Origin of the sequence: Halomonas faecis (assembly GCF_010993975.1) — a bacterium.
In the GTDB taxonomy this organism is placed as follows: Bacteria; Pseudomonadota; Gammaproteobacteria; order Pseudomonadales; family Halomonadaceae; genus Halomonas; species Halomonas faecis.
In genome coordinates, this window is record NZ_JAACZO010000011.1 from 162,993 (window position 1) to 184,306 (window position 21,314).

19 protein-coding genes are annotated in these 21,314 nt (G+C 63.8%); 9 read left to right on the forward strand and 10 right to left on the reverse strand.

From position 1 onward, the window contains the following. Positions 1–6: 6 nt before the first annotated feature. Together GFD32_RS06220 and GFD32_RS06225 are read left to right on the forward strand one after the other, a co-directional pair. On the forward strand, positions 7–1,608 hold the full coding sequence (locus GFD32_RS06220; protein WP_163575692.1) for a dihydrolipoyllysine-residue acetyltransferase: 1,602 nt from the start codon (positions 7–9) through the stop codon (positions 1,606–1,608). A gap of 9 nt (positions 1,609–1,617) precedes the next feature. Further along, positions 1,618–3,474, forward strand: a complete 1,857-nt coding sequence (locus tag GFD32_RS06225; RefSeq protein ID WP_163575693.1) for a protein kinase domain-containing protein — start codon at positions 1,618–1,620, stop codon at positions 3,472–3,474. Between the two features lie 11 nt (positions 3,475–3,485). Here the strand turns inward: GFD32_RS06225 and GFD32_RS06230 are convergent, their stop codons facing one another. Genes GFD32_RS06230 through GFD32_RS06245 form a run of 4 tightly spaced genes read right to left on the reverse strand, consistent with a single transcriptional unit; the run spans position 3,486 to position 6,947 of the window. After that, positions 3,486–4,022: a winged helix DNA-binding protein gene (locus GFD32_RS06230; protein ID WP_163575694.1), complete on the reverse strand. Its 537-nt coding sequence runs from the start codon at positions 4,020–4,022 to the stop codon at positions 3,486–3,488. Beyond that, complete coding sequence (locus GFD32_RS06235) at positions 4,022–5,320, reverse strand: TRAP transporter large permease (RefSeq protein ID WP_163575695.1); 1,299 nt, start codon at positions 5,318–5,320, stop codon at positions 4,022–4,024. The genes GFD32_RS06230 and GFD32_RS06235 overlap by 1 nt, the downstream gene beginning before the upstream one ends. A 16-nt stretch (positions 5,321–5,336) precedes the next feature. Next, positions 5,337–5,888, reverse strand: coding sequence for a TRAP transporter small permease (locus GFD32_RS06240; protein WP_163575696.1), 552 nt, complete (start codon positions 5,886–5,888; stop codon positions 5,337–5,339). A gap of 60 nt (positions 5,889–5,948) precedes the next feature. Further along, on the reverse strand, positions 5,949–6,947 hold the full coding sequence (locus GFD32_RS06245) for a TRAP transporter substrate-binding protein (protein WP_163575697.1): 999 nt from the start codon (positions 6,945–6,947) through the stop codon (positions 5,949–5,951). 182 nt (positions 6,948–7,129) lie between these two features. Here GFD32_RS06245 and GFD32_RS06250 point away from each other — a divergent pair, with 182 nt between their 5' ends. Genes GFD32_RS06250 through GFD32_RS06260 form a run of 3 tightly spaced genes read left to right on the forward strand, consistent with a single transcriptional unit; the run spans position 7,130 to position 9,548 of the window. Continuing rightward, positions 7,130–7,888, forward strand: coding sequence for a 5-oxoprolinase subunit PxpA (locus GFD32_RS06250; protein ID WP_163575698.1), 759 nt, complete (start codon positions 7,130–7,132; stop codon positions 7,886–7,888). Then, positions 7,888–8,607, forward strand: a complete 720-nt coding sequence (gene pxpB, locus GFD32_RS06255; protein ID WP_163575699.1) for a 5-oxoprolinase subunit PxpB — start codon at positions 7,888–7,890, stop codon at positions 8,605–8,607. Before GFD32_RS06250 ends, pxpB begins: the two co-directional genes overlap by 1 nt. After that, a complete protein-coding gene (locus tag GFD32_RS06260; protein ID WP_205599056.1) occupies positions 8,607–9,548 on the forward strand; it encodes a 5-oxoprolinase subunit C family protein in 942 nt (313 codons plus the stop codon). The genes pxpB and GFD32_RS06260 overlap by 1 nt, the downstream gene beginning before the upstream one ends. 18 nt (positions 9,549–9,566) lie before the next feature. On the opposite strand, the gene GFD32_RS06265 is transcribed toward GFD32_RS06260, so the two are convergent. From GFD32_RS06265 to GFD32_RS06275, 3 genes are all read right to left on the reverse strand, one after another. After that, positions 9,567–9,785, reverse strand: a complete 219-nt coding sequence (locus GFD32_RS06265; RefSeq protein WP_163575700.1) for a hypothetical protein — start codon at positions 9,783–9,785, stop codon at positions 9,567–9,569. A 151-nt stretch (positions 9,786–9,936) separates the two neighbouring features. Beyond that, complete coding sequence (gene csiR / locus GFD32_RS06270) at positions 9,937–10,623, reverse strand: DNA-binding transcriptional regulator CsiR (RefSeq protein WP_163575701.1); 687 nt, start codon at positions 10,621–10,623, stop codon at positions 9,937–9,939. 84 nt (positions 10,624–10,707) lie between these two features. Then, a complete protein-coding gene (locus GFD32_RS06275) occupies positions 10,708–12,420 on the reverse strand; it encodes a SulP family inorganic anion transporter (protein WP_163575702.1) in 1,713 nt (570 codons plus the stop codon). Between the two features lie 125 nt (positions 12,421–12,545). Between GFD32_RS06275 and GFD32_RS06280 the strand changes: the two genes are divergently transcribed. Together GFD32_RS06280 and GFD32_RS06285 are read left to right on the forward strand one after the other, a co-directional pair. Further along, the gene (locus GFD32_RS06280) at positions 12,546–13,820 is read left to right on the forward strand and encodes an O-acetylhomoserine aminocarboxypropyltransferase/cysteine synthase family protein (protein ID WP_163575703.1); all 1,275 of its coding nucleotides are present in this window, start codon (positions 12,546–12,548) and stop codon (positions 13,818–13,820) included. Between the two features lie 177 nt (positions 13,821–13,997). Then, the gene (locus tag GFD32_RS06285; protein ID WP_240455561.1) at positions 13,998–15,590 is read left to right on the forward strand and encodes a methyl-accepting chemotaxis protein; all 1,593 of its coding nucleotides are present in this window, start codon (positions 13,998–14,000) and stop codon (positions 15,588–15,590) included. A gap of 67 nt (positions 15,591–15,657) precedes the next feature. Here GFD32_RS06285 and rarD read toward each other — a convergent pair whose 3' ends face one another. After that, the gene (rarD, locus tag GFD32_RS06290; protein WP_163575704.1) at positions 15,658–16,620 is read right to left on the reverse strand and encodes an EamA family transporter RarD; all 963 of its coding nucleotides are present in this window, start codon (positions 16,618–16,620) and stop codon (positions 15,658–15,660) included. A gap of 140 nt (positions 16,621–16,760) precedes the next feature. Here rarD and GFD32_RS06295 point away from each other — a divergent pair, with 140 nt between their 5' ends. Both GFD32_RS06295 and GFD32_RS06300 read left to right on the forward strand, forming a co-directional pair. Next, complete coding sequence (locus GFD32_RS06295) at positions 16,761–17,576, forward strand: amidohydrolase (RefSeq protein ID WP_163575705.1); 816 nt, start codon at positions 16,761–16,763, stop codon at positions 17,574–17,576. After that, on the forward strand, positions 17,576–18,274 hold the full coding sequence (locus GFD32_RS06300) for a pseudouridine synthase (protein WP_163575706.1): 699 nt from the start codon (positions 17,576–17,578) through the stop codon (positions 18,272–18,274). Before GFD32_RS06295 ends, GFD32_RS06300 begins: the two co-directional genes overlap by 1 nt. A gap of 351 nt (positions 18,275–18,625) precedes the next feature. Here the strand turns inward: GFD32_RS06300 and GFD32_RS06305 are convergent, their stop codons facing one another. Together GFD32_RS06305 and GFD32_RS06310 are read right to left on the reverse strand one after the other, a co-directional pair. Then, on the reverse strand, positions 18,626–20,239 hold the full coding sequence (locus tag GFD32_RS06305; RefSeq protein WP_163575707.1) for an ABC transporter ATP-binding protein: 1,614 nt from the start codon (positions 20,237–20,239) through the stop codon (positions 18,626–18,628). Continuing rightward, a complete protein-coding gene (locus tag GFD32_RS06310; RefSeq protein WP_163575708.1) occupies positions 20,232–21,311 on the reverse strand; it encodes an ABC transporter permease in 1,080 nt (359 codons plus the stop codon). Before GFD32_RS06310 ends, GFD32_RS06305 begins: the two co-directional genes overlap by 8 nt. Between the last annotated feature and the right edge of the window lie 3 nt (positions 21,312–21,314).

A 21,314-nucleotide genomic window follows, 5' to 3' on the forward strand; every position in this document is an offset into this window, starting at 1 on the left:
CGCAAGATGAGTGATTTCATGCTGCCCGATATCGGCGAAGGTATCGTGGAATGCGAGATCGTCGAATGGCGTGTCGCGGAAGGCGACGTCATCGAGGAGGACCAGCCCGTGGTCGAGGTGATGACCGACAAGGCGCTGGTCGAGATCACGGCTCCGGAGGCAGGGCGCATCACCAAGCTTTACGTGCCCAAGGGCGAGGTGGCCAAGGTGCACGCGCCGCTGTTCGCCTACGAACCGGCGGACGGCAATGGCGAGGCAGCGGCAAGTGCCCCGGCGGCCGAGCCGGCATTGGCCCCGGAGTCCGAAGCGACGTCGGCTGCCGGCGCGTCGGACGCACCGGCCAAGGACTTCATCCTCCCCGATATCGGCGAGGGCATCGTCGAATGCGAGGTGGTGGAGTGGCGGATCGCGGAGGGCGAACGTATCGCCGAGGATCAACCCGTGGTCGATGTCATGACCGACAAGGCGCTGGTGGAGATCACCGCTCCGGAAAGTGGCCGGGTGAGCCAGCTGCACGTGCCTCAGGGCCAGGTGGCCAGGGTGCATGCGCCGCTGTTCGCCTATGTGCCGGACAGCGCCGCCGACGAGCCGGCGAGTACGGCCTCGCCGCAGCGTACGGCAGAGCCAGCGGAGAGCGTTCCGGCCCAGCGCCAGCCGATCGAACCGCGCCCTGAGGCTGCGGGGTACGGGCCCTATGGGCGTATCCCCGCCGCTCCTGCGGTACGCCGTTTGTTGCGCGAGCACGGCCTGGCACTCGGGGAGGTACCCGGTACCGGCAAGCAGGGGCGCGTGCTCAAGGAGGACGTGCTGCGCTATCTGGAGGAAGGCGCGGCACAGGGGCTAACGGCAGAGCGCGCCGAGGCCACGGCTCCCGTCGCGGCGTCCGGCGAGAGCGAGGTCGGCGAGGTGCGCGTGGAGCCGTTGCGCGGCGTGCGGGCGGTGATGGCCAGGCGCATGGTGGAGGCTGCCAGCACGATCCCTCACTTCCAGTATGGCGAGGAGATCGACGTCACCGAGCTGCTGGCCCTGCGCGAGCGTTTGAAGCCCCAGGCCGAAGCGAAAGGTACCCGGCTCACGTTGATGCCCTTCTTCATGAAGGCGATGGCACTGGCGATCGACGAGGCGCCGATCCTCAACGCGCGACTCGATGGCGACGCCAGTGAGATCCACTACCTCTCGACAGTCAATGTGGGCATGGCGGTAGATAGCCGGGCCGGCCTGCTGGTACCCAACGTCAAGCACGTGGAACGGCGCACGCTGCTCGACGTGGCCCGCGAGGTCGAGCGGTTGACCGCGGCCGCTCGCGAGGGGCGTGTCGATCAGGCCGACCTCAAGGGCGGCACGATCAGCGTTTCCAACATCGGGGCGCTGGGGGGCACCTACGCGGCTCCGATCATCAATGCGCCCGAACTGGCGATCGTCGCTATCGGCAAGATCCAGTGGCTGCCGCGTTTCGATGTGGAAGATCGGGTGGTCAAGCGGGCGATCATGACCGTAACCTGGGCCGGCGACCACCGGGTCATCGACGGCGGCACCATTGCACGCTTCTGCAATGCCTGGAAGGGCTATCTGGAGGCGCCCGAGACGATGCTCCTGCACCTCGGTTAGGGAGGGGCCATGACCCAGGCGTCCCTGCAGCAGTTCTATATTCCGGAAGAGCAGTCGATCTACCTGCTCAGTCACGATGACGCTCGCAAGCTCAAGGAGTGGGTGGCGCTGTGCCAGGCCCAGCTGGAGCAGCTGGGCTACCGGGACATCGAGCTGATCGGCAAGGGCGCCTATGGTTTCGTCTTCGCCGGCGTCACCGCTCACGGGGAGGAGTACGTCTTCAAGTTCACCCGGGTCAACCTGCCCCAGCACCTTCAGGACCGCCTGGAGGAAGAGGCCTTCATGCTGGAGCAGGTCGATCATCCGCGGGTGCCCAGACTGATCGCTTTCCAGCGGGTGCGTAGCCAATCCATTCTGGCGATGGAACGCGCGCCGGGGCTGAATCTCGAGGAGGTTTCGCTCCAGGAGGGGCGCCTCTCGCCGCGGCTGATCGTGCGTATCGCCGCTCAGATCGCCGATATCCTGTGTGCCCTGCGCCGTGAATCCGGCCCCGCCGGCAAGCCCATCGTCCACGGTGACATCAAGCCCTCCAATCTGGTTTTCGACACCCGGCGCGAGACGGTGGCGTTGATCGACTGGGGGTCCTCGGTGTTCGCCCAACTGGACGCCAACCTGCAGTTCGTGTCCGCCAGCGTCATGGAACTGATGTCGGACAATCTGCAGCAGACCAATGCGCGGCTGGGCGACGTCTATTTCATCGGCGAGGAGCAGCTGAATGGTGCGCTTTCGTCGCCGCGTTTCGATGAGCAGGGCACCGCCGGTACCCTCTATGCGCTCGCCTCGGCTCAATCGTGTCGCTTCGGGTGTCGGGCGATTCCGGCCACCTCGCTGGGCCTGCCCAGGGAATTCGCGCGCATGCTCGACGGTATGCTCGATTCCGATCCCGACACCCGGCGTCGGGCTGGCGATCATTTCGTCAGCGAAATGCCGCGCATCGCCCGGACGGTGATGATCGACCTTCCGGAGCCCCCGGAAGCACCGCTGGTACCGGCCTGGGTGCGTCCTTCGAGTCGCGAGATCGATACCGTGGTCTACAGCTCGCGCAAGGCCTTCCTGCGCGAGGAGGGCGGCGAAGAGACGCTCAACGACGTCAACGACGTCCAGCTCGACCGCTACTACAAGAACTTCATGCAGGGCATGGGCGAAACCGAGAAGGCCTTTCTGGCGGCCGTCAGCCGACTCGGTAAGTATCCCGTCGTTGGGGGACTTGCCGTGCGCTGGGAAGCCGAAGGCGTCTATATCGACACCTCGCTCAATCTACACGACCCGGCGCTCAAGCCGGCATTCGTGGCGGCGGTGAACAACATGGTCAACCTGGCGCGTGCCATCTACCGTCAGGGGATCTTCAAGAGCTGCCTGTTCAACGCCCGCGATACCCTTCACCTGGATCGTGACGGCCCTGACGAGCCGTTCTGTCTCGAGTCGGGCATGCGGCTGCGCTACGAGGTGAGTGCGGTACCGGAACTGGAAGACCGTTCGCGGCTGCACAGCTATTTCGAGGACGGGCCCGATCCCGAAGAGTTTCTGGTGCTGCCTGAGGCCATCATCGCATCGCTGGAAGCGCTCAACGAGATCCACCATACCGGCATGATCATCTTCGAGGCGCTGCCTCAGCATCTCAAGATCCACAGCTATTATCGCCTGCTCGACCCATCGCGAGAGGCGGAATTTCGTCGTCGCCTGGATGACATTCTGGCTGCCGTAGACCAGATCACCGGGCTGGGCGTTTCCGGCTTCATGAAGATGCCCTACAAGGACACCCGTTTCTTTGCCCACGTGCAGCGTCTGCCCGAGAGATTCTATCCCCGTGACCCGCGTGCGGCACTGGCCGGCAAGTCTCCCACGTCATCAGCGGCCAGCCGCTGACCCCGGGAGGCTCATAGCGATGCCGCCGCACGTGCGGCCTGGTCGTAAAGCCCCGACATGGCGCGCAGCATGCCGGCGATGCGGTGCGTCTCCTCGGGTTCGATGCCCAGCGAGGCCAGTGAGTCCACCAGGCAGGCCTCGCGAATCTCGGCATAGCGGGTGCAGGCGTCGCGTCCTTTCGCCGTGGTGCGAAAGAAGGTCTCCTTGCCGTGCTTTTCACCACCCACCAGCTCCAGCTTGGCCAGCTTCTTGAGTGCATAGGTCACGGTATGCGTGTCTTCCACGTTCAGGACCAGACAGATGTCGGCCTGGCGCTTGGCACGTTCGCGGTGATTGACGCCATGCAGCACCAGTACGTCCAGCGAGCCCAGCTCCGGATAACCGGTGGCGGTCATGCAGCGCACCATCCAGCGGTTGAAGGCGTGGCCGGCGATGATCAAGCCGAATTCGAATTCCGACTGCTCCTGAGCGCTGCGTGACAGGTGTTCGGAGGAGACGATGGGACTTCGGGCCGGACGGCGCGTTCTATCGAGCGTATCCAGGGTCATCAGCGGTTCCCCATGGCTTCGGGCAGGAAGGTGACGATCTGCGGAAACAGGGTGATGAGGATGACACCCAGCATCATCAGCAGGAAGAAAGGCATGGCCGCCCAGGCGATGCTGAGGATGTCGCGCCCCGTCATGCCTTGCAGGACGAAGAGATTGAACCCGACTGGCGGGGTGATCTGCGACATTTCGACGACGATCACCAGAAAAATGCCGAACCAGATCAGGTCGATGCCGGCGGCCTCGACCATCGGCAGCATGATCGATGTGGTCAGTACGACCACGGAGATGCCATCCAGGAAGCAGCCGAGCACGATGAAGAACAGAGTCAGTGCAGCGAGCAGCATCCACGGCGAGAGCTCCATGGCTGCGATCCAGGCGGCCAGGTCACGCGGCAGCCCGGTAAAGCCCATCGCGGCCGTCAGGAAGGAGGCGCCGGCCAGAATGAAAGCAATCATGATCGAGGTGCGCACGGCCCCGAGCAAGGCATCGCGGAATACGGGGCCGTTCATGCTGCCCTGCACGCGAGCCAGCAGTAGCGACAGCACCACGCCGACGGCGGCGGCTTCGGTCGGGGAAGCCAGCCCGGCATAGATGGAACCGATGACTCCCACGATCAGGGCCAGCATGGGAACGAGCCGCCGCGAGCGACGCAGCTTCTCGCCTAGTGGGACGCCCGGCTCCGCCGCAGGGACACGGTAGGGGAAGCGCCAGGCCCAGATCATGATATAGATGGCGAACAGGCCGATCAGCATCAACCCCGGAAAGACGCCGGCAATGAACAGGCGAGCGATCGATTGGTCGGTGGCCACCGCGAATACGATCAGGATGATCGACGGGGGAATCAGCAGGCCCAGCGTGGCCGACCCGGCGAGGCTGCCGATGACGAGGCGCTCGTCGTAGCCGCGACGCGTCAGCTCGGGTAGGGTCATCTTGCCCATGGTGGCGCAGGTGGCCGCCGATGATCCCGAGACGGCGGCGAACAGACCGCAGCCCACCACATTGGTGTGCAGCAGGCGCCCGGGAATGCGTTGCATCCAGGGAGACAGGCCGGTGAACATGTCGTCGGCGAGACGCGAGCGGAAGAGGATTTCGCCCATCCAGATGAACATGGGCAGGGCGGTCAGTTCCCAGCTGTAGCTGGAGCCCCAAACGTTCGAGGCCATCACGTTGCCGGTGGGAATGCTGGTGAACTGGGAGAGGCCGATCCAGCCCAGTGCCATCAGCGAGAAGGCGACCCATACGCCGCTGCCGAGGAGCAACAGCAGGATCACGAACAGAACGAGCATCATCGTCAGCATGGTAACGTCTCCCGGCTCACTCGTGGCCCGTGTCGTCGATGGTGAAACTGGCAGGGTGGGTCACCGCGGTGATCAGCGTGGCCACCCAGGTCTCGATCAAGGCCAGGCAGAGCAGGAGCACGCCAGTCAGCATGACCGACTGGGGAATCCACAGCGGGATATTGATCAGGCCATATGACGTTTCGTTGAAAGCGATACTGTCGGCCAGTAGCCAATAGAGGTTCCAGGCGAGGTACAGGGACAACGCCATCGCAACGCTGAGGCAGAACACCTCGAAGAAGACGCGTAGCCTGGGGCGAAGCCGACCGATGAGCAGGGTCACCCGGATGTGGCTGCCATTGATGAACGCATAGGCCAGCCCCATGAAACTGGCTCCCACCAGCAGATAGCCCGAGATTTGGGCGAGCCCCGGGATCGACAGGCCGATGCGCCCGCCACCCAGCTCGATGGCGATGCGGTCGATGATACGACCTGCGATCTGTGCCGTGATCAGGGCGCAGATCAGGCACAGGCAGGTGGCAGAAAGATAACCGCCCAGGTTGTAGAGCGGTCTGAGTCGATAGCGCATGGCAAAGTTACCGTGAGGGTCGGTCGGCTCGGTCCCGGGGGAGCCCGGGACCGGAGCGGATTACTGGCGAGCGGCTTCGTAGGCGTCCAGGATGGTTTGGCCCTGGTCGCCGGCACGTTCAACCCATTCGCGGGTCATGGTCTCGCCGATTTCGCCGAGCAACTCGGCCAATTGCGGCGTGGGTTCGCTCACCTGAATGCCATTCTCTTCGAGTACGGCGATGGCTTCGTCGGTTTCCTGGCGGCTCATCTCCCAGCCTCTCGCCTCGGCTTCTTCCGCCGCTTCGAGAACGGCCTGCCGGGTGGTTTCATCGAGGCGTGAGAAGGCCTGCTCGCTGACGATCACCATGTTCTTGGGCAACCACAGCTGAGCATGATTGAAGTGGCTCAGATAGTCCCAGGCCTTGGTGTCGGCGCCAGTGGCAGGTGAGGTGATCATGGCGTCCACTCGGCCGGTGCTGAAGGCGGTGGGGATGTCCGGGACCTCGACCTGGGTGGGTACGGCATCCGCCAACTGGGCGAGACGCTCGCTGGCAGCGTTGTAGGCGCGCATGCTCAGGTTGCGCAGGTCGTCGGGGCCGGTGAGTTCCTGCTGGGTATAGATACCCTGCGGTGGCCAGGGAACTGCGAATAGAATGCGCAGGCCCTGTTCGCTGAGTTCCTCGCTGATGACCTCGCGGGAGGCCTCCCAGAGCGCCTCCGCCTCATCGTAGCTGGCGGCCAGGTAGGGAACGGAGTCGACCTCGAAGATGGGGTTCTCGTTGGCCAGCCGCGACATGATCAGCTCACCGATCGGCACGGTGCCGCGTCTTACCGAATTCTTGATTTCGGGATGTCCGATCAGCGAGCCATTGGAATGAACGGTGATGTCCAGCTCGCCATCGGTGCGTTCACGAACATCATCGGCGAACTCGCGGATATTCACGGTATGGAAGGTACGGTCACCGTAGGGGGTGGGCATGTCCCACTCCGTGGCGGCCTGGGCAGTGGTCACGGAGGTGGCTAGGCTGACACAGAGGGCAGCTGCAGTACCGGCCCACAGCGGTGTCTTTGCGATCATCGGTGAATCCTCTTTGACGGTGTTGTTGTCGATTCGCACATCGTGGCGGTTAGAGCATAGCGCCGCACGGCCGAGATGCCATGTCACGCGCATACGATGCCTCAACGTTTTTTATCCTATTTGATCATGCTTTATTGTCAAATTATTGATAAATTGAGGTTGTGGCACACTGGGAGATGACGATGCCGAAATTGCAACTCAATGCCGACATGGGCGAGAGCTTCGGCCCCTGGACGATGGGGATGGATCATGAGGTGATGCCCCATATCGACCTGGCCAATGTCGCCTGCGGGTTCCATGCCTCCGATCCCGACGTGATCCGAATGACTCTGCGCCTGGCGCGCAAGCATGGTGTCAGGGTCGGCGCGCATCCGGCCTATCCCGATCTAGTCGGATTCGGGCGCCGTTCGATGGCCTGCTCGGCCGAGGAGATCGAGAACCTAGTGCTTTATCAGCTCGGCGCTCTGGCGGGGCTGTGCCGTGCGGAGGGAATCGAAGTCGGCTACGTGAAGCCGCATGGAGCACTCTATAACGACATGGCGCGGGACCCGGAGATCATGAGTGCGGTGATGCGGGCGATCTTGGCTTTCGATCCGGCGTTGCCGTTGATGACCATGGCAACTCGCGATACTTCCCCGCCTAGCGACATGGCACAGCGACACGGTGTCACCCTATGGTTCGAGGCATTCGCTGACCGCGCCTATGACGGCGAAGGCCGGCTGGTGTCGCGACGCGAACCCAGAGCGGTGCATCACGATCCGCAAGTGATCGTGGATCAGGCACTGCGTATCGCGCGCGGCCAGCCGCTTTCGGCCAGCGATGGCAGTGAGCTGGTGCTGATGGCCGATACGCTGTGCGTGCATGGCGACAACCCCGAGTCGATCGCCGCGGTCAAGTCGATTCGACAAGCGCTCGAGGCGCTGGACGAGAGCGCCTCGTGATGGTCGAGTCGAAACTGCCGCGCATCGAGTCGGCCGGTCTGGATGGCTGGTTGGTGCGCGTGTTCGAACGTATCGACGAACGCAACCTGCTGTGGTTGACCGCATTGTCGCGTCGCTGCGAAGCGGCATTCGGACGGGCGCTGGTGGACCTGGTGCCTTCCTATACCACGCTGCTGGTGGTTTTCGATCCGTTGCAGCTGTCACCTTCGCAAGCCCGCCATCGCCTGGTCGAGCTGCTGCAGGAGTTGACGCCCGACGAGGAGGGCGACGGCGGCCAGGTTAGCGATCTGCCCACCTGGTACGACACCTGTGTGGGTCCGGATCTCCCACGAGTGGCGGACCATGCGGGCCTGTCCATCGATCAGGTGATCGAGTGTCATGCAGGTACCACCTATCGGGTATTTGCTCTGGGGTTCGCGCCGGGATTCGCCTTCATGGGGCTGCTGGACGAGCGTCTCGAGGTGCCGCGACTCGAGACGCCTCGCCAGCGGGTGCCGATGAACAGCGTCGCCATCGCCGGGCGCCAGACGGCAGCCTATCCGGCCGTCACGCCCGGCGGCTGGAACCTGCTGGGGCGCACCACGGCGAGGCTGTTCGATCGCCATCGCGACGGTTTCAGTCTGCTGCAGGTGGGTGACCGAGTGCGGTTCGTCCCCGTGGACGAGGAAACCTTCGAGAGCCAGGGCGGTGATGTCACTCCGATGCGGGAGGACGCCTGATGGGCAATGAATATACCGTTATCGGACTACATGTCATCCGCTCCGGTCCTCTGGCTCTACTGCAAGACGCGGGGCGTTTCGGCGTACGGCGGCTCGGGGTGACGCAGGGTGGTCCGGCTGACGTGCATGCCTGGGCCTGGGCCAATCACCTCGCTGGCAACCCCTGGGGGACGGCCGCCTTGGAAATCACTTTCGGCGGTCTGTCGCTGGCCGTGAGTCGCGATCTGACGTTGGCCGTGGCGGGTGCCGACCTTGGCGCCACCCTGGATGGCGAGCCCTTGCCCCTGTGGCAGCGTGTCAGAGTCCGCGAAGGCCAGCGCTTGACATTCGATACGCCTCGCTGCGGCCTGCGTGCCTATCTGGCCGTGGCCGGCGGTTTCGCTGCCGAGCCGGTTTTGGGTAGCTGCGCATGCGTGGTGCGTGAGGGGATCGGCGGTCATGACGGTCATGGTCATCGCCTGGCAGAAGGAGACGACCTTCGGGTTTCGCCGAGGACACCCGATGTTCCCGCACCGCATGTGCCCGATGAGGCACGGCCTGACTATGCGGCGGTAAGCCGCCTGGCACTGCTCCCCGGTGCGCAGATCGCCGACTTTCATGCAGCCAGCCTGCACGCGGCCTTCAATGCCGAATGGCGTGTCGATGACCGGGCCGATCGCATGGGCGTGCGTTTGAGAGGTCCGACATTGCGCTGCCGAATCGACACGATGATTTCGGAAGGACTGGGGCTCGGTGCCGTTCAGGTACCGCCGGATGGCCAGCCGATCGCCTTGCTCAACGACCGGCAGACCATCGGTGGCTATCCCCGGCTTGGAGCTCTGACGCCGCTGGCGGCGGCACGCCTCGCTCAGTACGTGCCGGGGCAGACGGTGCACCTCGTTGCCCGCTCGGCCGAGCGCGCCCTGAGTGACTACCGTCGCTTTCGCCGCCGGTTCTCATGAAGCCATCAGTCGAGTGAATCAGGCTCCGAGGCCGCTCTCGCGCAGCACCTGATCGAGGGTGGGCGCATTCGACAGGCGGGGCTGAGAAGCGCCTTCCAGAAGCAGCGGCGCCTCGAGTTCGGCCAGGCCCATGGTGACACAGCGCTCAATCAGCTCTGCCTTGCTCAAACCGGTCCGTTGGCTCAGCCGTTCGAGGCGGGTTTCGAGTTCCCGGGAAAACCGCAGTAAGTGGGGCATGTCGTCGTCTCCGTTGGGCGAGACCGGTTAGCGAAGCGGTCGGTCCATACCCATAAGATATGGAGCCTAACCTGACTTGTCACCTTGCAGTCTCCTCGAAGTCGGTGACGGTCTCGTGACATGCCGGTGGATGGCGTTGGTGGGGCTGGCCTCAGGCGATGCCCTGGCGCTGCATGACTTCGGTAATGATCGGTACCGGCGTCATGAGGTGATCGCGCATCATGCGCGCGGCCCCGTCGGCATCGCGGCGGAGGATGATGTCGACCAGAGCTGCGTGTTCGCGGCGCTTGCCTTCCAGTGCTGCTTCGGAGAGGGCGGTTTCCCGTAACCACAGATGGCGATAGCGCTCGACCTGATCGAACAGGCTCTGGCGCAGCTGAAGCAGATGCGGCGATTCGCAGCCACTGGCGATGGCCGTATGGAAGGCCTTGTGGCGCGTGTCCCAGACGTCGAGGCGTTCGTCGGACGTATTGACCTCCACCACCTTGGCGAGTGTGTGTGCGGTGGCAAGAATTGCCGCTTCCCAGGCATCGTCACCGCGTTCGATGGCCAGCCGCAGAATCAGCCCTTCCAGTTGGGCGCGGGCATCGTAGAGATCGGCCAGCTCGGCCAGCGACATCGGAGCCACTCGGTAGCCACGCTGACTGATCGCGACGACGAGCCGTTCGGCAACCAGTTGCGACAAGGCTTCACGAAGTGGGCCGATGCCCAGCTCGTAGCGCTCCTTCAACCGGCTCATTAGAAGCTTCTGGCCGGGCTGGAAGACGCCGCGAATGATGTCGCGTTTCAACGAGTGATAGGCGCTGATGCCCAGGTTCTGGCGCGGGGCGTGATCCATGGGGATGCCATCCTTTGTCGACATTCCTGATATTTGTCGAACAGCATAACCAAAGTCGGGTACTGACGTCATTGCCGGCGCAGCTCATTGCGACGGGTTGGCCAGCTCACGCCATGCGGCATAGGTGCTGAGAAAGACGCGTCCCGTCATGGCATCCAGAAAATCACTGCGTTTCAGTTGGTCCATCACCGGCCCTTTCACCTCGGCCAGGTGCAGGGTGACGCCGGAATCCTTGAGTCGGGCATTGATGGCATCGAGGCTTTCCAGGGCCGAGGCATCGACCAAGTTGACGGCAGAGCAGATCACGACGACGTGTTCCAGCTCGGGGTGCGTGGCCACCAGGTCGTAGACGGTGTCTTCCAGGTAGCGGGCATTGGCGAAATACAGGCTTTCGTCGATGCGCAGCAGTGCCAGGTGAGAGCTGGTCTCGGTGTCGTGGCGTACCACGTTGCGAAAGTGCTCGGTGCCGGGGATTCGGCCCACCAGGGCACTGTGAGGGCGGCTGGTTCGGTACAGAAACAGGCCGATGGAGAGAGCGACGCCCCCTATGATGCCGGCTTCGACGCCCTCTCCCAGGGTCAGCACGATGGTCACGGCCATGGCGGAAAAATCGCTACGCGAATAGCGCCAGGTCTGGCGGATCATCGGCATGTCCACCAGTGTCAGGATCGATACGGTGATGGTGGCTGCCAGGGTCGCGATGGGCAGATGATACAGCAGCGGCGTGAAGAACAGCGTGACCAGGGCAATGCCCGCCGCCGCGAACATTCCCGCCATGGGAGAGCGAGCGCCAGCATCGTAGTTGATGACGGTGCGTGACAGCCCACCGGTGACCGGCATGCCTGCTGAGAAGGCTGCTGCCAGGTTGGCGCCTCCCAGGCCGAGGAGCTCCTGGTTGGGCGAGATACGTTCGCGCCGTCGGGCAGCCAGCATCTGACCCATGGACACGGACTCGACGAACCCCACCACGCTGATCAGGAAGGCAGGCACGAGCAGGCCCCGCCATAGCGACGCATCGAACTGCGGCAGGGTGATCGGAGGCAAGCCGCGGGGAATGTCACCGATGACGGCTACGCCATGCCGGGCAAGATCGAACTGCCAAGCGAGCGACGTGGTGACGGTCACCGCTAGCACGGGCCCGGCCCGGGTGAGCAGCTCCGCCAGCCGGGTCGGGACCCCGAGCTTCTGCTGTAACGGTGAGCCGTAGCGTCGCATGAACAGCAGAAACAGCAGGGTGCCGATACCGATGGCGAAGGTCGGAGCGTGCAGTTGGGGCAAATCCCGGCCGATCTCGGCAAGGTGCGGCAACAAGCCAGCAGCATCGACGTCGATGCCGAACAGGTGGCCGGCCTGACTGGCCGCAATGAGGATGCCGGACGCCGAGAGAAAGCCGCCGATCACCGGGTGGCTGAGGAAGTTGGCCAGAAAGCCCATGCGCAGGAGTCCCATGGCGATGAGCATCAGCCCGGAGAGCAGCGACAGTACCAGCGCCGCGTGCAGGTATTCGGGCGTGCCCGGTGTTGCTACCTTTGCCAGGGCCGTCCCGGTCATCAGCGCGACGATGGCGACCGGACCCACGGCCAGCGTTCGACTGGTGCCGAGCAGAGCGTAGGCGAGCAACGGGAGCAGGCTGGCATAGAGCCCGACCTCAGCGGGCAGACCGGCCAGGATGGCGTACGCCAGCGACTGAGGGATGACCATCACGGTGACGATGACACCGGCCAGCAGGTCGGCGCCGCACAATCGGCGATTGTAATGGGGTAGCCAGCTCAGAATCGGCAGGTGGCGTTTCAGCATCCGCGTTCGTCGGTGGTAGAAAGGGAGGGGCGTCATGGCCCGCGAGACCTTACCAGACTAAACGATATTGGTCTGCGGGTTGAGACTTGGCTAGCATCGAAGCGACCGATCAACGAGGATTTTCCATGAGACCCGAAACCATCGCCTTGCACCACGGCTATGCCCCCGACGAGCAGAAGGCCGTTGCGGTGCCCATCCACCAGACCACGTCATTCGCTTTCGATGATGCCCAGCATGCGGCGGATCTCTTTGATCTCAAGGTCGAGGGCAACATCTATTCGCGCATCATGAATCCCACCTGTGCGGTACTCGAACAGCGTGTGGCGGCGCTGGAGGGAGGTATCGCGGGCCTGGCGGTGGCTTCGGGGATGGCGGCCATCACCTATGCCATCCAGACGATTGCCGAAGCCGGCGACAATATCGTCTCGATCAGCGAGCTCTACGGCGGTACCTACAACCTCTTCGCCCATACCTTGCCGCGCCAGGGCATCGACGTGCGGTTTGCCGACAAGGACGACCCGGCCGGTATCGAGGCGCTCATCGACGAGCGAACCAAAGCGGTATTCTGCGAGACAGTCGGCAACCCTTCGGGCGGCGTCGTCGATCTAGAACGCCTGGCCGAAATCGCTCATCGGCATGGCGTGCCGGTCATCGTCGACAATACCGTGCCGACACCTTTTCTGTGGCGTCCCATCGAGCACGGTGCCGATATCGTCATTCATTCGGCCACCAAGTACATCGGCGGTCACGGTACCACCGTGGGCGGTGTGATCGTCGATTCCGGCCGGTTTCCCTGGGCCGACCACCCCGAACGTTTCCCGCTGCTCAACGAGCCGGACGTGTCCTATCACGGTGTCTGTTACACGCGTGATTTGGGGGAGGCCGCTTTCATCGGCCGAGCCAGGGTGGTGCCGCTGCGCAACATGGGAGCCGCGCTCTCGGCTCAGGCGGCGTGGAACCTGTTGCAGGGGCTGGAGACGCTATCGCTGCGCATCGAGCGCATCAGCGACAATACCCGCCGCGTGGCCGACTTTCTCGACTCGCATCCGTCCGTCACCTGGGTACAGTATGCCGGCCTGTCCAGTCACAAGGACCACGAGCTGGCACGCAAGTACATGGGCGGTCATGCCTCCGGGATTCTCAGCTTCGGCATCAAGGGCGGCAGAGAGGCGGGTGCAAGGTTCTACGATGCGCTGAACATGATTCTACGCCTGGTCAATATCGGCGATGCCAAGACCTGTTCCTCCATACCCGCGGCTACCACGCACCGTCAGCTCAACGATCAGGAGCTCAAGGCTGCCGGTGTGACGCCCGATATGGTTCGCCTGTCGATCGGCATCGAACACATCGATGACATCCTCGCTGACCTCGATCAAGCATTGCTTGCCAGCCAGCGCTGATCGCAGGACTCCCTGTCATGGCCGGCCGGTCGATGGCCATGGCAGGGAGTCGGGAATGCCTTATCTTTCAGACGCCTAAGTCAGACTAGGCTTTGGTCTGACAGTCCAAAGTGCTAAGGGGGTCATCGTTCTGACACGGTAAGCTTGTCGCGACATCGACAACAAAAGAGACGTGTCATGCAGATTCTGATCGCACTGGCCGGCCTGGTACTGCTGGGTATCGGCTCGATTCTCCTTGTCATTGCCGAAGCGGGCGTTGTGGGGGCCATCATGCTTGCCATAGGGGGCGCTGCCGGGGCGCTACTGGCACTCACCGGAATGATGACCATCTTCTCCGCCAGTGCAGAGCGCCTGGAAAGCGGGCGCATTTCGGCCTGGTTGCCCATGACCCGCGACTATCTTTCCCTACGTCGCATGGCCCATGGCCTGATCGAACAAGCGAGCAACACCGCCATTGCCTCGGCGGAAGTCTCCCACCATGCCGATCAGATGGACCGCCGCCTGGATCGCCAGGAAGAGATCGTGCGTGAGGCTTCCTCGAGCATGGCGGCCATCACCTCGGCGATCGAGCAGGTGGCTTCCAGCGCCGGCAATGTCGCGGCGCTGGCGAGCCGTTCGCGCGACGCCAGCCACGTCAGTCGCGAATCGCTGGACCAGGTGATTCAGGAAATGCAGGCCTTGGCGGATCGTTCCGAGGAAGCCCTGGAGCTGCTCAATCTACTGGGCGAGAAAGCCGACCGGGTGCGCCATGTGACGTCGTTGATCGAGGAGATCGCCGAGCAGACCAATTTGCTCTCGCTCAATGCGTCCATCGAGGCGGCGCGAGCCGGCGAGCACGGGCGTGGCTTTGCCGTGGTGGCCGGCGAGGTGCGCGAACTGGCCGGGCGAACGTCGGACGCCACGCGCAACGTGGAGGAACTGGTCGGAGATATTGGGGACAGCAGCCATCGTGTGGTGGATACCATCGGCCACCTGATGCAGCGGGTCGGTGACCGTGCCAAGGAAATGGGCAAGGTGGGCGAGCAGCTCACCAGCATGACCGGCGACTTCGATCGGGTCGAGAGCGAGATCCGCTCCATCGCCGATGGCATGGAGGACACCAACCGGCATACCCAGCGCGTCGCCGGAACGCTGACCACCCTGGAAGACGAGACCGAACAGGGCAATCGCGACATGCACGGCCTGGCGGGACAAGCCCGCTCGCTAATGCAAGCGGCCGAGGGGGTCGACGGCGCTCTGGCGCAGCAACGCCTGGAGGGCCGTCACCAGCAGGTGCTGGTCGCCGCACGTCAGGCCGCGGCGCAGGTCGGCAAGCTGCTCGAAGCGGGCGTGCAGCGCGGCGAGATCGATGCGCGTGGCTTGTTCGACCCCGACTACCGGCCAGTGCCGGGCACCAATCCCGTGCAGTATCGTACCGCATTCGACGATTACACCGATCGGCACTTTCCCGACGTGCAGGAGCCGTTGCTCACCGCTCAGGGGCTCGCCTACGCGATCAGCACCGACCGCCGAGGGTACGTACCGACGCACAATCGCCATGTCAGCGAACCGCCCAACGGGGATTACGAGCACGACCTGAAGCTGAGCCGCAGCAAGCGCATCTACGACGATCCCACCGGCAGCCGTTGCGGGGCGCACGAGAAGCCGCTGCTGTTGCAGACCTACAAGCGCGATACCGGAGAGATCATGCATGATCTTTCCGTACCGGTGTACGTCAATGGCAAGCATTGGGGAGGCTTTCGCGTAGGGTACAAGCCCGAGATCGCATGAGCGCGTATGGTTCCGTCCTGTGCGATCGGCAGTGAGAGCGGCTTATTAGCGTCGTGGCAGGCGTCCCTCATGGGTCGGCCTGGCGATGGCGACGGGGTTTCGTTGAAGATGTCGCTCCTCGTCGTGACGAGATCTCCGAGCGTGACCTGTCGTGCCAGGCCGACCAGGAATAGAGGGCGAGCCCCGTCCAGATCAATAGGAAGGTGGCCAGTTGAGACGGCGCCAGAGGCTCTTGGAAGACCAGCAGGGCTAGGAAGAACTGGATGGAAGGGTTTAGGTACATCAAAAAGCCCAGCGTTGCCAGTTTCAGTCGTCGCGCCGCGCCAGCGAAGGCGAGTAGCGGCAGGGCCGTGATGATGCCGCTGGCGATCAATAGTGCCGTGGTGCGCGGCGTGTCGTGGAAGTGCGACTCGTCCACCGCGCTCAGCCAACTCAACGTCATCAGCCCGAACGGCAGAAGCAGCAGCGTTTCGACGAACAGCCCCGACAGGCCATCCAGCGGCACCTGCTTGCGCAACAGTCCGTAGGTGCCGAATGAGAAAGCAAGCACCAGGCTGATCCAGGGAAGCTCGCCCAGCGTCATCAGTTGGATGGCAATGGCCACACCGGCGATCGCCACGGCGATGCCCTGCAGCATGGCCATGCGTTCACGCAGTACCAGCATGCCCAGAGCCACGTTGACCAGGGGGGTGAGGAAATAACCGAGGCTTGCCTGGAACACTCGGTGGCTCTCCACGGCATAGATGTAAAGCCCCCAGTTGGTGGCGATCAGCAAGGCACAGCCGAGTACGCGACCCAGTCTTCGCGGTTCGGACAGCGCTTGGCGAATCGGTTGCCAGCGGCGCATCAGCGTGATCAGCCCGGCCAGGAACACGCATGACCAGATGACGCGGTGGGTGAGAATCTCGAAGGCCGGCACACCCTGGAAGAGTGCAAAGAAAAGAGGAAAACAGCCCCAACTGACGTAGGCGGCGAGCCCGAAGGCGATCCCTCGTGAGATTTCACGGTCCATCGTGGGTTGGCGGGTCATGCCGTGCTCCTGGCAAAACGTTCAACTTAGCAACCTATTGGTTTTCTCGCCATGCCCGGGCCGAGCCTTTGATGCCGGCTGACGTGTCCGGCTGCCTGCGTTACGCTGATGACGTTGGCCACCCGCGATAGGATCCCGAGATGAGTGAACTGAGAACCACCCTGGTGCAGTGCGACCTGCGCTGGGAAGACCCCGAAGCCAACTGTCGTATGCTCGAGGACACCCTGGGAGCGCTCGGAAACGACGATACCGACCTGATCGTGCTGCCGGAGATGTTCGCTACGGGGTTCACCATGAACTCCCGAGAAATGGCCGAACCCATGGCAGAAAGCCGCACGGTGGCTTGGCTTCGCGACCAGGCTCGGCAACGCGGCTGCGTGGTGACCGGCAGTGTCGCCGTGGTGGAAGAGGGCAACTACTACAATCGTCTGATCTGGGCGCGCCCCGATGGCAGTCTCGTTCACTACGACAAGCGCCACCTGTTCCGCATGGCCGGCGAGCACGAGCGCTATGCCATGGGGCACGAGCGCGTCATCGTCACTCTGAAGGGCTTTCGTATCCTGTTGAGTGTCTGTTACGACCTGCGGTTTCCAGTGTGGCTGCGTCAGCAGCCGGGCCCCGACGAACACTTCGAGTACGATGCGCTGTTGTGCGTGGCCAACTGGCCGGCGCCGCGGCGCCATCCCTGGCGTATCCTGCTTCAGGCACGGGCCATCGAGAACCTCTGCCCGGTGATCGGTGTCAATCGCGTCGGCGAAGACGCCAAGGGGCTGGGCTATGCCGGAGACTCCATGCTCGTCGACTTCAAGGGCGAAGCCCTGATCGACGAACCCCGCGACCAGCGCTTCGTCAAGACCGGCCGACTGTTGCGGGACGAACTCGAGGCCTTCCGTGAGAAGTTTCCCGCCTGGCGCGATGCCGATCACTTCAGCGTTGCCGATGGCGTCGGCTTCTGATGCGTCTCGATCGTTTTCTGGCCGAAACCACGCCGTTGTCGCGTAGCCAGGCCAAGAAGGCACTCGCCCAGGGCGAAGTGACCCTCGACGGCGATGTCGTGAAGCAGGCGGCGTCGCAGGTGGCCGATGACGCGCGGGTGGCCTGGCGCGGCGAGCGCCTGATGTTGGTGGGATTGCGTTACGTCATGTTGCACAAGCCGGCCGGCGTGGAGTGCAGCGCGCGACGCGGACTCTATGCGCGTGCCGTGGATCTCATCGACCTGCCCAAGGCGGAGCGACTCCACCCGGTGGGAAGGCTCGATGTCGATACGACGGGGCTAGTGCTGCTCAGCGACGACGGTCAATGGGCGCATCGTGTCACGTCACCTCGGCGGGGCTGCCCCAAGACCTATCGAGCCAATCTGGGGCGGCCCCTGGCGGGCGAGGCTCTCGCCAATGCGGTCGCAGCCTTTCGCGAAGGGATTCTTCTCGATGGCGAGACGACCCCGACCCGGCCGGCCGAGCTGAAGTCCCTGGGCCCGCAAGACGTGCGCCTGACGATTCACGAAGGACGCTATCATCAGGTTCGTCGCATGTTCGCCGCCATCGGCAACCATGTCGCAGCGTTGCACCGTGAGACGGTGGGACCGCTCACCCTGGGCGACTTACCCGAGGGGGGCTGGCGGGAGCTTACCGAGGCTGAGGTCGCGGCCTTCTGAGGTTCACGTCCAGGACCAGGTGATGCTGCGGTCGCGGCCGTGGTGTTTGGCGTGATATAGCGCCTGGGTGGGTTGGAGGGAAAGCGATGGTCCGCCAGGCAGAGTCGTCCCAGCGGTATTCCCATCCGGTCAGGTCCAGTGGCGAAGCAGCCAGGAGGGACGGTGCCATGCCAAAGCCGAGCAGAAGCCCTAACAAGAGCTGGATGGTCGGTAAGCGCATGGGGCTCGCTGGTCAGGGAGAGTCAGACGCAGTATAGACCAATGCCGAGTAGCATCGTTGGCGATCGCCAAATAGTTATACCGTTATCTTATAGTCTGTAATTCAACACAAACCAATCTGACACTTTACCGTCAATCAGTTCCACTGAACCGGGAATTCTGGAAGGATAGGCCAGCGGCAGTGACCAGTCGGCGCGTGTAATCGGTACGAGGCTCTTCCAGTACTGCCCGACAATCGCCCTGTTCCACGACCTCACCATCCTTCAAGACCATCACGCGGTGTGCCATGGCCCGCACTACCGCCAGATCGTGACTGATGAAGAGGTAGCTGATGCCCCGCAGTCTCTGCAACTCGCGGAGCAGCTCGACGAGCTGTTTCTGCACGGTACGGTCAAGCGCGGAGGTGGGCTCGTCGAGGACCAACAGTTCGGGCTCCAGGATGATGGCACGCGCCACGGCAATCCGCTGGCGCTGCCCACCGGAGAATTCGTGAGGATAGCGCGCCGCGCAATCCTCGGGCAGGCCGACTACGCGCAGTGTATCGACGACACGTCGCTCGACCTCGGCGGTATCCAGCTCGGGATAATGAAACTTCAGCCCCTCGCTCACGATCTCCGAAACGGGTAATCGGGGCGACAGTGAGCCGTAAGGATCCTGAAAGACGACTTGGAAACGCCGCCGTCGGCGACGTAGAGCGGCACCACTCAGTCGATCGATCCGCTCGCCGGAAAAATCGATCTCTCCTCGGCTTTCGGTCAGGCGCAGCAGAGCATGGGCGAGGGTGGTCTTGCCGGAGCCGGATTCGCCGACGATCCCCAACGTTTCCCCCGGGGCCACCGAGAGGTCGAGCGGGCACAGCGCCTCGAAGGCAGGAGGGCGCTTGGCCAGCAGGCGTCGTGGCCGTGCATAGCTTACCGCCAGGCCTCGCGTCTGGAGCAGTGGCGAGCCCGCCGGCACCGGCGCCGGACGACCGCGGGGCTCGGCGTCCAGCAGGGTACGAGTGTAGCTGCTCTGCGGTGTCTGGAAGACGTCGGCGACTCGCCCCGTCTCCTGCGCGCGGCCGTTGTAGAGCACGCAGACCCGGTCGGCGTGGCGGCGTACCAAGTTGAGGTCATGGGTGATGAACAGCATGCCCATGCCGTGGCGGTCACGCAGTTCGGCGAGAAGAGCGAGAATGTCCTGTTGCACGGTGACATCGAGCGCCGTCGTCGGCTCGTCGGCGATCAGCAACTCCGGATCGTTGGCGATGGCCATGGCGATCATGACGCGTTGGCGTTGCCCGCCGGAGAGCTGGTGCGGCCAAGCGTCGAGCAGCTCGTCGGGCCGCGGCAGCTTGACCTGGCCGAGCAGCTCGCGGCTGCGTTCGCGGGCATCGCGTCCAGAGAGCCCCTGGTGCAGCCGCAGCGTCTCGGCGATCTGCTTGGCCACCGTGTGGAGTGGATTGAGCGAGGTCATCGGCTCCTGGAAGATGAAGCCGACGCGCCCGCCACGTAGCCCTTGCCACTCGCGTGGCCGAAGCCGGGCAAGATCGGTGTCACCCAGGAAACGCCCCCCCTCGACCCGGGCGTTGGGTGGCAGCAAGCTCATGGCGCCGAGCGCGGAGACCGACTTCCCGGAGCCGGACTCGCCGACCAGGGCCAGGGTTTCTCCACGCCGGACAGCGAGCGACAGGTTGTCGACCACGGTCACGCCGTCGAAGGCGACGGAGAGCGAATCGAAGCGCAGCAGCGGGCTGGCGTCAGGCATCGGTCTGTCTCCTCGGCGGTGTGGCGGCGCCGTGCTGCACATGGCGTGGGTCGAAGGCGTCACGCAGCCCCTCGCCGATGAACACCAGCAGCGAGAGCATCAGCGACAGGCTGACGAAGGCAGTGATGCCCAGCCAGGGGGCGTGAAGGTTGTTCTTGCCCTGGGCCACCAGCTCGCCCAACGAGGGCGAGCCTGGGGGTAGGCCGAAGCCGAGGAAGTCCAGGGCGGTGAGGGTGGTGATAGCCCCGGTGAACAGGAAGGGCACGAAGGTGAGGGTCGCGACCATGGCGTTGGGCAGCACGTGACGCCACATGATCAGACGTGGCGGCAGGCCCATCGCCTTGGCGGCGCGCACGTACTCGAGGTTGCGTGCGCGCAGGAATTCGGCGCGCACCACGTCGACCAGGCCCAGCCAGGAGAAGAGCAGCATGATGCCAAGCAGCCACCAGAAGCCCGGCTGCACGAAACTCGCCAGGATGATCAGCAGGAAGAGCACCGGCAGCCCCGACCAGATCTCGGTGAGGCGCTGGCCGATGAGGTCGGTCTTGCCGCCGAAGTAGCCCTGGATGCCACCGATGAGCACGCCCAGCATCAGTGAACCGGCGGTCAGTACCAGGGCGAAGGCGACCGAAAGTCGAAAGCCGTAGATCACCCGCGCCAGGACATCGCGCCCCTGGTCGTCAGTGCCGAGCCAGTGGCGTCCATCCGGTGGGGCCGGAGACGGGTGCATCATCTGCATGTCGAGCGTCTGGTAGGAGAAGGGAATCGGCGGCCACAGCGCCCAGCCGTTCTCCGCCAGCTGCTCGCCAATGAAAGGGTCGTGGTAGTCGGTGCCGGTCGGCAGGAAACCGCCGAACTCGGTCTCGGGGTAGTCCACGAGCAGTGGGACGTACCACTGGCCGTCGTAGCGCATCACGAGCGGCTTGTCGTTGGCGATCAGCTCGGCGGCAAGACTCACTGCAAAGAGCGCCAGGAAGACCCACAGCGAAACCCAGGCGCGCCGGTTGCCGCGAAATACTGCCAGACGGCGCCGGGTAATGGGCGACAGACGCGAGGTGACAGCAAGGTCCATGGC